The sequence below is a fragment of the Sphingomonas asaccharolytica NBRC 15499 genome (assembly GCF_001598355.1).
GTDB lineage: Bacteria > Pseudomonadota > Alphaproteobacteria > Sphingomonadales > Sphingomonadaceae > Sphingomonas > Sphingomonas asaccharolytica.
On the sequence record NZ_BCYU01000010.1, the window covers coordinates 51,123 to 63,433 of the forward strand.

At 67.0% G+C, this 12,311-nt stretch carries 5 protein-coding genes and 1 pseudogene; 1 reads left to right on the forward strand and 5 read right to left on the reverse strand.

Features of this window, described 5'->3' with window-relative positions; genetic code table 11:
* Positions 1 to 108: 108 nt before the first annotated feature.
* A complete protein-coding gene (locus SAS01S_RS04235; protein ID WP_066805329.1) occupies positions 109 to 1,503 on the reverse strand; it encodes an HlyD family type I secretion periplasmic adaptor subunit in 1,395 nt (464 codons plus the stop codon).
* A complete protein-coding gene (locus SAS01S_RS04240; protein ID WP_066805332.1) occupies positions 1,500 to 3,650 on the reverse strand; it encodes a type I secretion system permease/ATPase in 2,151 nt (716 codons plus the stop codon). The genes SAS01S_RS04235 and SAS01S_RS04240 overlap by 4 nt, the downstream gene beginning before the upstream one ends.
* A gap of 366 nt (positions 3,651 to 4,016) precedes the next feature.
* Here SAS01S_RS04240 and SAS01S_RS04245 point away from each other — a divergent pair, with 366 nt between their 5' ends.
* Positions 4,017 to 8,882 (forward strand): beta strand repeat-containing protein, encoded by a 4,866-nt coding sequence (locus SAS01S_RS04245; RefSeq protein WP_066805335.1) that lies wholly within the window; start codon positions 4,017 to 4,019, stop codon positions 8,880 to 8,882.
* A gap of 148 nt (positions 8,883 to 9,030) precedes the next feature.
* On the opposite strand, the gene SAS01S_RS04250 is transcribed toward SAS01S_RS04245, so the two are convergent.
* From SAS01S_RS04250 to SAS01S_RS04255, 3 genes and pseudogenes are all read right to left on the reverse strand, one after another.
* Entirely contained in the window at positions 9,031 to 11,214 is a 2,184-nt protein-coding gene (locus SAS01S_RS04250) for a calcium-binding protein (protein WP_066805338.1), read from the reverse strand.
* A gap of 132 nt (positions 11,215 to 11,346) precedes the next feature.
* A pseudogene (locus SAS01S_RS23390) lies at positions 11,347 to 11,460 on the reverse strand (IS6 family transposase); the annotation flags it as partial.
* A 373-nt stretch (positions 11,461 to 11,833) separates the two neighbouring features.
* A complete protein-coding gene (locus SAS01S_RS04255; protein WP_245656741.1) occupies positions 11,834 to 12,265 on the reverse strand; it encodes a cupin domain-containing protein in 432 nt (143 codons plus the stop codon).
* Between the last annotated feature and the right edge of the window lie 46 nt (positions 12,266 to 12,311).

Below are 12,311 nucleotides of genomic sequence, written 5' to 3' on the forward strand. Positions count from 1 at the left end.
CTCTTTTTTTTTTCATTTCGGTGTTGTGCAAACGCAGAGGTTGGATCTGTTGCGCAGCCGGCTGCGTCTGCGCAACATGTCTCCCCTCCCGCCAGAGGGGAAAAGGCGTCAGCGCTCCCGCGCGGCCGTCGTGCGGATCTCGTCGATCGGGCTCAGCAGATAGGAGGCAAGCGAACGGCGACCGGTGCGGATGTCGGCAGTGACTGCCATGCCGGGGGTAAGGGCGACCGTCCTACCGTCCCGCTGGATCGTCGCACGGTCCAGCGCGACCCGCGCGGTGTAGATCAGTCCGCGTTTCTCGTCCTGTATCGCGTCCGAGCTGATCTGCTCGAGCCTGCCCTGCACGGCGCCATAGCGCGTGAAGGGAAAGGCCTCGATCTTGAGCGCGACCGGTTGGCCGGGGCCGACGAAGCCGACATCCTTGTTGGCGATCGCCACTTCGGCGACCAGCTTCCCGCGCACGGGCACGATCACCATGATCGGCTTGGCCGCCTCGACGACACCGCCGACGGTGTGGACGGCCAGTTGCGTGACCGTGCCGTCGACCGGACTGACCAGGCGCTGGAGGCTGCTGCGTTTGGTGGCCTTGGTCAGCTCCTCCTTGCGCAGCCGCGCGTCGCTCTCGGCCTTGGCGAGATCGGCGAGGACGCCGGCGCGCGCCTCGGCGGTGGATTGACTCGAATTGCCGCCGGCCACCGCGATCTGCGCCTCCGCCTTGCGCGCGGTGGCGAGAGCGGCGTCGCGGTCGCGCGCGGCGCTGAGGCGTTGGCGGCGCATCTCGATTACGCGCAGCTTCGAGACATAGCCTTTTTCGAGCAGTTTCTCGTTGGCGGCGATCTGCTCGTCGAGCAGCGGCAGGGTCTCGGTGAGCTTGGCCGCCTCGATCTGCGCCTCGGCACGGGCGGCGCGGGCGACCTGGGTGTCGGCGGCGTGCGTCCGGCCGGACGCCTGGATCTCGGCAAGCTGGGCGCGGGCGAGCGCGATCTGGGTGGCGGCGACGTCGGGTGTGGTCCCGGCGGGCGGGGTGAATCGCAGACCCTGGCCGTCAACCGCGGAAAGCACAGCACGCAGTCGCGCGGCGTCTAGCATGGCGGTTTCCAGCGCTCTGCTAGCTTGCGCCGTGTCGGCATCCGAAACGGTGGGATCGAACTCGACCAGCGGCTGGCCGGCGCGGACGCTCTGGCCGTCGCGGACCAATATGGCGTGGACGATCCCGGCCGCGCCGGGCTGGATCAGCTTGACGTCGTCGGCGGGCACCAGCTTGCCGGGCGCCGAGGCGACGACATCGACCTGGCCAAGGACCAGCCAGAGCAGCGCGACGACGAACAGGCCGAGCAAGAGCCAGGCCGTGATCCGCGCGGTCGGCGACACGGGGCGCTCGACCACTTCGAGCGCGGCGGTAAGAAAGTCGACCTCCTCGGTGCGTAGAACCCGGCGTGACCGCGCGCGCTCATTGTCGAGCGCGTCACGAGCGGCAGTCCAGTGACGGGTGAGCGCGTTCATGCCGCGGCCCCCGCCTGAACGCCGATCTGGCGATGGTGGAGCGCGGCATAGCGGCCGCCGAGACGGAGCAGTTCGTCATGCGTGCCGCTCTCGACGATGCGCCCCTTATCGAGCGTCAGGATGCGGTCGCATTGGCGGATCGCGGAGAGGCGATGCGCGATGATCAGCAAGGTGCGGCCGGCGGCGATCGCCTTGAGATTGCGCTGGACGATCTCCTCGCTTTCGGCATCGAGCGCTGAGGTCGCCTCGTCGAGGATCAGGATGCGCGGGTTCGTGATCAACGCGCGGGCGATGGCAAGACGCTGGCGCTGCCCGCCCGAGAAGTTGACGCCGCGCTCCTCGACGATCGTGTCATAGCCCCGGGGCAGCGCCAGGATGAAGTCGTGCGCGCCTGCGAGGCGGGCGGCGGTCATCACTCGCTCGATCGGCATGGCGGGATCGGCGAGCGCGATATTCTCGCGGATCGAGCGGTTGAACAAAATGTTCTCCTGCAACACCACCCCGATCTGGCGGCGCAGCCAAGCGGGATCGATCTGCGCGAGATCGACGCCGTCGACGAGCACGCGGCCGCCTGCGGGCAGATACAGGCGCTGGAGCAGCTTGGTGAGCGTCGACTTGCCCGACCCCGAGGCGCCGGCGATGCCGAGCGTGGTGCCGGCGGGCAGGTCGAGGCTGATGTGGTCCAATGTCCAGGGACCGTCGGCGGCATAGCGGAAGCGGACATTCTCGAAGCGGACATGGCCGGCGAGCGCCGGCAAAGCGGTGCGCGATCCGGCGCCGGGCTCGGCCCCGGTGTTGAGGATGTCGCCCATCCGCTGGACCGAGAGGCGGACCTGTTGGAAGTCCTGCCAGAGCTGCGCCATGCGGATGACCGGGCCGGAAACGCGCTGGGCGAACATGTTGAACGCGACCAGCCCACCGACGGTCAGCGCACCGGCGATCACTTGCTGCGCGCCGAAGAACAGAATCGCGGCGAGGCTGAGCTTGGAGATGAGCTGGACTGCCTGGCTGCCGGAATTGCCGAGGTTGATCACGCGCTGGTTGGCGGCGCTGTATGCGGCGAGTTGGCGTTCCCAGCGGTCCTGCCATTGCGGCTCTACCGCGGCCGCCTTGAGCGTTTGCATGCCCGAGACGCTCTCGACCAGCAGTGCGTTGTTGGCGGCGCCGCGCGCGAACTTCTCGTCGAGCCGGTGGCGCAAGGGACCGGTGACGACGACCGAGACGATCACATAGGCGGGGAGAGTGAGCGCGACGATGACGAAGAGGAGTGGCGAGTAGAGGAACATCGCGACGAGGAAGACGATCGTGAACAGCGGATCGACCAGCACGGTGAGCGAAGCGCTGGTCATGAATTCGCGCACCGTCTCCAGCTCGCGGACTCGGGTAACGGTGTCGCCGACGCGGCGATTCTCGAAATAGGCGAGCGGCAGGCGGAGCAGGTGGCGGAACAGGCGGCTGCCCAGTTCGACGTCGAGCTTCTGGCTGGTCTCAGAATAGAGCCGGGTGCGCAGCCAGCCGAATGCGACTTCCCAGAGTGAGACCAGCACGAGCCCGATGCTGAGCACCTGCAGCGTTGCCAGACTGTTATGCGCGAGCACCTTGTCGACGACGTTCTGGAAGAAGAGCGGCGCGGCGAGACCGAGTAGGTTGAGCGCGAGGGTGATCAGCAGGACCTCGCCGATCAACTTTCGGTATTTGACGATCTGGGGAATGAACCACGTCATGTCGAAGGCGGGCGCGGCAACCTGCGCGGAATCGCGGGTGGTGACGAGGAGCAGCGCACCCGTCCATCGTGCCTCCAGCGCGGCACGGTCCCAGCGCTCGATCGCGGCACCGGGACGCTGGATCGCCACAGCATCCTCGCCGACGCGGCCGATCACGAACCAGCCCTCGGCGCCGCTCGCCATCACCGGCATGGGAAGACGCCTCAACCGTTCGAAATTGCCGGTCGTGGCGCGGGCGCGGACGCCTTCGATGCGCTTTGCCAAGCGTAGCAGATCGGACGCCGTGACAAGGTTGGCATGGCCGAGGCTGTGGCGCAGTTCGGCCGGGTCTGTTGCAATGCGGTGCATGGCGAGGATCAGGGCGAAGGCCTCGAGGCCCGTGTCCACGAGCGGTCGGGACGTACCGAGGGACAGATCCTGCACCGTGCGTCTCCGATCGGGTTCCCCAGGCGTGGACGATCCGCGGCGCGGCGCAGGTGAGCGTGGTCTCCCGCTCACAGTCGCCGCAGCGCAGCATCGTGAATCGTCTCCTTGGTAGCGGTCAAAACCGGGAGAGCGAAGGCGCCAGCGGTTCCGGTCATCGGAGCAAAGGGGCGATTCGGCTTTCGCAGACGCAGCATATGGTTGACGCGGGCACCGTCGCGGGCTGTCTGGTGCGACTACAGGGGCAGCTTCCCGGGGTGGACGCGGCGCGAGCTTCGAGCCTGCGTGCGATACCCGGGCAGCGCTGTGTCGGCGATCGGATTTCGGTGGGGCGTTACGTTTTGGGCTTATGACGGGAGCCTTGCCATGCCTACTCTTTACATCTCGCCGACCGGCAGAGGCTCGAGCGACGGCTCAAGCGCAGCGAACGCCGCGACGCTGAAAGACCTGCCGCGGCTCATCGCGGCGGCGGGACCGGGTGGGCAGGTGCTGCTGCTCGCCGACCAGGGTGCCTATGTCGCGCCGACCGATGCGCTAGCGATCGTCGCGGGCGGGACGTCGGCCGCGCCGGTGACGATCCGCGGGGTCGATAGCGCCGGCAATGCGATGGCGGCCACGATCACCGGCACGCGGCCCGAGCCCTTCGACCCGGCCAACCCTCCGGGAGAGGAGATATTCCGGCTGCTGAACGGGGCGGGCAATCTGCGCTTCAGCGATCTGGCCTTCCAGAATGTCGGCACGGTCTTTCGCGTCGGTGCGGATGTGCACAATCTGGCAATCGAACATGTCGACGCTACCAACGTCGCCCGCTTCCTTGACGACATGGTCTCGGGGACCAATGCCAGCGCGACGATCACCGGATTGACGATCCGCGACGTCGCGGTGAGCGGCTATTCCAAGGGCGCGATCCGCATCCAATATGACAGCAACGACGTGCTGATCGAGGATGTGCGCGGCGACAGCCAGTTCCAGAACGGCGACAATTTCGCGATTGGCGTCCACATCACCGGCACCGCGCACGACGTGACGATCGATCGCGTCGCCATGCGCAACGCGCTCGACACGGTGAACGACTATCGCAACGGCGACGGCTTTGCGACCGAACGCGGCACCTACGACATCACGCTGCACGACGTGATCGCCACGGGCAACAGCGATGGCGGGCTCGATTTGAAGAGCGACAACATCGTGGTCGACGGCGCGATGGTCTCGGGCAATGGCCGCAACATCCGGCTGTGGGGCACCGGCGCGCAGCTCAGCAACATCGTCAGCCTCGACGCGGGCGCGCCGCTGGTGGGCGGCAATCGGGAGCATGTCTGGCTGGCCGAAGGCGCGAGCGCGACGATCGACGGGGCGCTCTTCTCCGACCCCGGGTCACCGAAGCTGTTTAACCTGGCGGAGAGGAACGCCAGGCTGGTGGTCGAGGATTTCGGGCTCGTCACCGGGCCGGGCACGGTCCAGTCGCAGCGTGGCACCGGGTCGGTACTGACCCTGACCGGGCAACGCGCCGCGGTGACGGCGGGCACCGCGGGCGACGACCTGCTGACGGGCACGGCCGCGGCCGATACGCTGGCGGGGGGTGGCGGGCGCGACATGCTGAGCGGCGGGGCGGGCGATGATCGGCTCGCCGGCGGCGCGGGCGATGACATACTGGTCGGCGACGCCGGCGACGACCACGTCGAAGGCGGTGCAGGGCGGGACATCATGGTCGGCGGTGCGGGGCAAGACCTGCTCAGCTATGCCGGCAGCGCCGCCGGGGTGCGGATCGACCTGCTGCGCCTCACCGCCAGCGGCGGGGATGCCGAGGGTGACCTGTTCGACGGGTTCGAGGGAGTCGAAGGCTCGGCCTTCGCCGATATGCTTACGGGCGACGCGGGTGCGAACCGGCTGTTCGGCGGCGTAGGGGACGATGTGCTGTCGGGCGGTGCCGGAGATGACACGTTGGATGGTGGTACCGGTGCAGACCTGCTCGACGGCGGCGCCGGGTTCGATTGGGTGGATTATGGCAGCAGTAGCGCGGCGGTGGTCGTCGATCTCGCCGATGGCGCGGCAAGCGGCGGTGAGGCGGCTGGCGATCGGCTGATCGGGATCGAGGCGGTGATCGGCTCGGCCTTTGCCGACACGCTGTCGGGCAATGACGGCGCGGACTCGATCGGTGGCGGCGCGGGTGACGACCGGATCGACGGGCGCGGCGGCGACGATCTGCTGGTTGGCGGCGCAGGTGCCGATACGCTGATCGGCGGCGCCGGGTTCGACAGCGCGGATTATTCGGGCAGCGGCGGCGCGGTCACGATCGACCTGGTCGCCGGCACCGGGATTGGCGGCGATGCCCAGGGTGACCGGCTCCAGGGGGTCGAGCGGCTGATCGGCTCGGGCTTCGACGATGCGCTGACTGGCGACGGTTTCGACAATGTGCTGGTCGGCGGCGCTGGCGCGGACCGGCTGACTGGCGGCGGCGGGATGGACACGGCGGATTATTCGACGAGTGGCGCAGCGGTGAACGCGGTGCTGGGCGGCACCGGCAGCGGCGGCGATGCCCAGGGCGACGTGCTGACGGGAATCGAGAATCTGGTCGGCAGCGGCTTTGGCGACGTGCTGGCCGGCGACGGCGCGGCTAATGCGCTGTCGGGCGCCGCCGGTGACGACCGCCTGGTCGGCAATGGCGGGGCGGATCGGCTCGACGGTGGAGCGGGTATCGATATTGCCGACTTTTCGACCCGCGCAAGCGCGGTGACCGCGGACCTTGCGGCGGGCACGGCGTCGGACGGGGTGAGCTTGGTCGCGATCGAGGGCCTGATCGGCTCGGCGTTCGACGACGTGTTGAACGGCGAAGCAGGCGACAACCGGCTGGTCGGCGGCCAGGGCGCCGACCTGATCGATGGGCGCGACGGCCTCGACACCGCCGACTATTCGGGCTCGGCGGCGGCAGTGCAGGTCGATCTTGCTTTATCGGTGCAGGGCGGCACCGGTGATGCAGCGGGCGATAGGCTGACCAGCATCGAGGCGCTGGTCGGCTCGGCGTTCGACGATTCATTGGCCGGGGTGGATGCTGCCGAAATGTTGTACGGCGGTGCAGGCGCGGATCGGCTCGACGGGCGCGGCGGCGACGACCTGCTCCAGGGCGGCGCGGGCGCCGATATGCTGATCGGCGGGGCCGGTATCGATACGGTCGACTATAGCGTCAATGGGAGTGCCATCTCGATCAACCTCCAGACCGGCACGAGCATCGGCGGCGACGCCGAGGGCGACAGGTTCGACGGGATCGAGCATTTTATCGGTACCAGCTTCGCCGACACGATCGTCGGCGACGGGGCGGATCAGATCCTGGCCGGCGGCGCCGGGGGCGACCGGCTGGACGGTGCCGGCGGTTTCGACATTGCGGTCTATGCAGGCAGCGCCGCGGGCGTGAAGATCAATCTGGCGACCAATATCCTGTCGGGCGGCGATGCGCAGGGTGACAGTCTCGCCGGAATCGAAGGTCTGGTGGGCAGCGCCTACGCCGACACGCTGACGGGCGACGCGAATGCCAACCGGCTCGAGGGCGGCGCAGGCAACGACGCGCTGGACGGCGGAACCGGCGCGGACGTGATGATCGGCGGCACCGGCGACGATTCCTATGTGGTCGACAATGCCGGCGACCAGGTGATCGAGGCCGTCGGCGGCGGGCTCGACATCGTGCGCACGAGCCTGTCCTCGCTGACGCTCGCCGATGATGTTGAGGATCTCAGCTATAGCGGCACTGGCAGCTTTACCGGCACCGGCAATGCGCTCGATAACAGCCTCTACGGTAAGGCGTCGGACGACGCGCTCTACGGGCTCGACGGCGACGACAAGCTGGTCGGCGGTGCGGGCGCGGATCTGCTCGACGGCGGTGCGGGGCGCGATCAGGTCGACTATACCAAGTCGGCCGCAATTACCGTGAACCTTGCCACCAACGTCAATCATGGCGGGGAGGCCGAGGGAGACCGGCTGGCCGGCATCGAGACCGTAATCGGCTCCAATTATTCCGACATCATCACCGGTCGCGATGATCCGCTGCTCGGTGACATCCTCTACGGGCGGGGTGGCGACGATCTGCTGGTCGGCGGAGCAGGGGAAGACCAGCTCGATGGCGGCAGCGGCAACGACGTGATGCGCGGCGGCCCCGGCAACGACCTCTATATCGTCTATGAGGCTGGCGACCAGGTGATCGAGGCGGCGGGGGAGGGGCAAGATCGCATCCGCACCGCCGCGACCAGCTACACGCTCGGTGCCAATATCGAGGAGCTGGTCTATACCGGAACGATCGGCGCGACGATGACGGGCAATGCGCTCGACAATTTCATCGTCGGCAGCGGGGGCGAGGATCGGCTGTCCGGCGGAGACGGCGCGGACATGCTGCGCGGCGGGGCTGGCGGCGATGTGCTCGACGGCGGCACGGGATCGGACACGGTGGATTATACCGGCTCGCTCGGCGGCGTGCTGGTCAATCTGCGTGCCCAGACCGCGAGCGGCGGCGATGCCATGGGCGACAAGTTGGTCAGTATCGAGAATGCGCAGGGTTCGGCCTTTGCCGATGTGCTGCTGGGCAGCGCCGGTGCCAATGTGTTGACCGGCGGCGACGGCGACGACGCGCTCTCCGGTGACGACGGCAACGACACGCTGCGGGGCGGCGTCGGCGCCGACCGGCTCGATGGCGGCAAGAACGAGGATATTCTCTACGGCGACGACAGTGGCGATACGCTGTACGGCGGGCAGCAGACCGACCGGTTATATGGTGGCGCGGGCAACGATCTTCTGATCGGGGATACCGATTGGGTCTCGTCGCTTGCCGCCAGGGACACGCTCGACGGCGGCGATGGTGACGACATCCTGATCGGCGATGGAATGAACATGACGGGGAGCGGGGTCGGTGGCGCGGATACGCTGATCGGCGGGCTCGGCAACGACGTGCTGTACGGCGACGCCGTGAACATGGCGGCTGGCGCGCGGGGCGGGGCGGACAAGCTGACCGGCGGCGCGGGCGCCGACCTCTTCGTCTTCGCGCCCGGCTCGGGTGCCGACGAGATCACCGACTTCACCCGCGGCGGCGCCGAGGCCGACCATATCGATCTCAGCGCCTTCGACATCGCCTATGAGGCGCTCAGCTTCACCACGAGCAGCGCAGGGGTGACGATCCAACTGGGCGGCACCGATACGATCTTCGTGCGCGGCGTCACCGCGCTCGACCATGCGGACTTCATCTTCGGCTGAGCGCCCTCTCCTCCGGTCATTTGCAGCTTCGCTGTGCGGTGCCGGCCCGCTCCCCACCCGGCCTCCCAATCAGGATATTCTATGGGAGGCCGGGTGGGGAGCGGGCCGGTGCGGCAACCGTTTCAGCTTTGCTGAAACAAATTGGACATCAGCCGAAGACGAAATCGTTGGGAGAAAGCGCCTGCGCGCCGCGGATGAAGATGCTGTCGGTACCCATGGAAACGCGAACTCCGCCCGCGCTCGTGGTGAAACCGAGTTGCTCATAGGCGATGTCGAAGGCGCTGAGATCGATATGATCCGCGCCCGGGGCAAAGTCGGTGATCTCGTCGGCGCCGGAGCCTGGGGCGAACACGAACCAGTCAGCGCCCGCGCCACCCTCGAGCAGGTCGTTGCCGCCGCCGCCGATCAGATGATCGGTGCCGTCGCCGCCATAGAGTTTGTCGGCGCCGCCATTCACCGTCGCGGTCGACGTCCGGCCGTCGCCATAGAGCCAGTCATTGCCGTCGCCGCCGTCCAGCGTGTCAGCGCCACCCTTGGCGTTATCCGCCATCACGTCACCATCGCCGATCAATATGTCGTCGCCCGTGCCACCGGTCAGCCGGTCGCTGCCCCCCTTGCCGCTGCCATAGATATTGGTCGCATCGCCGATCAGCAGGTCGGCATCGTCTCCGCCGTCGAGCCGGTCGTTGGCGCCCTGGCTGCTCAGCCATTCCTGGTCGCCGACCAGGCGGTCCGCGCCCGTGCCACCATCAAGCCAGTCCGACTGCCAGCCGCCTAGCAGCATGTCGGCACCTGCCTGGCCCTTGAGCAGATCCTCGCCATTGCCGCCCGCGAGCGAATCGTCGCCCGAATTGCCGGCGATGGCGTCATTGGCGGCAAGCCCGCCCAGCGTGTCGCTGCCCGCGCCACCGATCATCGTGTTGGCGAGCGCGTTGCCGTTGCCGGTGAAATCGGCGGCGCCGCGGCGGATCAGTTCCTCGACATTGCCGGGGAGCGTGTAGTTGTCGAGCGTCGTCTCGACCCGGTCGAACCCGGCGTTGGCAGCCTCGGTGATCCGGTCGCCGGTGTCGTCGACAAGGAAGATGTCGTCGCCGGCGGTGCCAAGCAGCGCGTCCGCCGTAACGGTGGCGGGCAGGGGCAGCAGAGCGATATAATTGGTCGCGCCGGGCGACGCGCTGCCCTGATCGACGGTCAGCGTTTCGCGGATCGTCTCCGCGCCGCTGAGGCCGGGGAGCGAATCTTGGGTGGCGAGCGCCGAGAGTTCGGACCGGGTGATCTCGACGTCCTGCAAGGTGAGCTGCCCCAGCGAGGAGATCACTTTCGTGCGCGATCCGGCATCATCGAAGTGCCCGCCGATCACGGTGACGTTGGCGGCGTCGTCAAGCCAGAGCTGGTTCTGCTCGGAGATGCCGCCGCGCAGCACCGGGTTCAGGCCGACCGAGTCGATCAGCGTCGCCTCGCCCCAGAGACGGTAGTTGCGGCCATTCTCCTCGCCGAGCGCGCGCAGGAGCATTGTGTCATTCGACTTGAGGTCGTAGCCGCCGTCGCTGTTGCCGCGCGCGACCGTGTCGATGAAACGCACGTCATAGACGCCGCGCTCGCTCGCGAAGCCATCGCCGTTGAAATAGGCGCCGGCGGTGCTTTGGACATTCGCCATCACTACCTGGCTGAGTGTGACGTTGTGGACGGTGCCGTCGAGATGGACGCCCTCGGGCAGGTCGTCGCCGGTTTGCCCGGCCATGTCCGCCGTGACGTTGTCGATCACCACGTTGTTGGTATCGTACTGGAGGCGGATCGCCGCCCTGGAGAAGCCCTGCACGTCGACGTCGCGGATCGTCAGCCCGGTGATCGTCGCGGTACCCGAGGGCGCGCTGGAATAATCCTCGAAGAAGCGGCGAACATTGTTCGCGTCGACACCCTCGATATGGAGATTGCTGAGATCGGCGGTGGCGCGGAAAGCCGTGCCGACATTGTCGATCCGCAAGTCGCGGAATTCAAGATTGTCCGCGCCCGTGCCGAGTTTGAACAGCTCGTTGCCGGAGGCATCGCCCGCCTGCCAGCCGGCCGGGCGCGAGCCGCTGAAATGCGCGGCCATCGCGTTGCCGTCGGAATCGATGCCGCGCACGACTACTGGTTGGCCGTCCGTCCCGCCACGGGTGAGGGCGAGGATGCCGGTAACGTTATAGTCGCCCTGATCGGCCAGGAGCAACACTTCGCCGCGCGGTCCCGCCTTCCCGATCAGCGTGTTGAGCGAACCGATCGAGGCTGCGTTGTTGATGTCGCTACCGCTTTTGTCCCCGGATCCGGCAGGCGAGATGTACAGGCTTGGCATGGCGAATCCCCTGCTGTTGCACGAGGTTAACCTCGATCAAGCCGCAATGCTGCACGGAAGCGTGGTTAAGCCAACATCATGCTGATAATCGGTGAGATTATCGCGATGGACCGCCAGGGGTTCCAGTGTCGAACCCCGCATCCGCGATAGGCGCTGCCGCCGGATGTCCCCGGTGAACATTGGCCCAAACCTGTGCCACCATTGCCGCACGGTTTCGTGGCAGAGGTCGATGCCACGTTCGAACAGGCCGCCGGTTATTCCGCAGCCGCCATGTCGATCACTTCCTGCAAGACTGCGTCCCGCCAACTGCCCTCGATCTCACCTTGGAAGGGCTCGAGAAGACGTTGGCGAAGCAGTCGCGATAAGCCGAATAACGATGTCCAGAACGTTACAGCACGGATCAACACGTCGTTCCCATCGCTGGCCGGATGAATCGCATAACGCTCACCACCATTTCAAACGCGCGCCGGTAAGATGGCTCGAGCGCCGGATCGATGGGCCGCGTGAGTTCGCTCTCGTAAGTCGAGAAACGACGCACCTGACGAATGAGCGAATTGCTGAAAGACGGGCCCCAATTTTTGGAAAGGCGGCGGTCCGTTCGACGAATGGAAGCAAGAGACTAGGGCTGACGCTCTGGCAGTGGCGATCCGTCATGCTGAAATGGCTGCGCCTCAATCAGGATGAAGGCGACGCGGCAAGTGATGGTCGAACTCGGATTGCGCCACAGGTGGATCGTCCCTCGCTGCACCACGATGTTGCCCGGACCGAGCAGCTCCTTCGCCCCGTCATCCAGCTCGAGTTCGACTTCGCCGGACAGGATAATCCCGTAGTCGATGCTGTTGGTACGATGCATCGGCGACACCCCACCCGGCAGCATGTCGACAATGCGGATCACTGATCCTTGATGCAGCGTAAGGCCAGCTTCGCGCAATCGACCGTCCGTCTCGTCGTTGTTGTCGGCCGGGACGGTGGCCGTCGTCCACATGAGCGAAAACGCCGCGTCGCCGCCGGGAATTGGCACGGTGGGAAAGCGTTCGTCGGAGCGAAACACTGCACGACCCGAGCTGTCGTGCCCGGTGACGACGCGGCGAACGGGC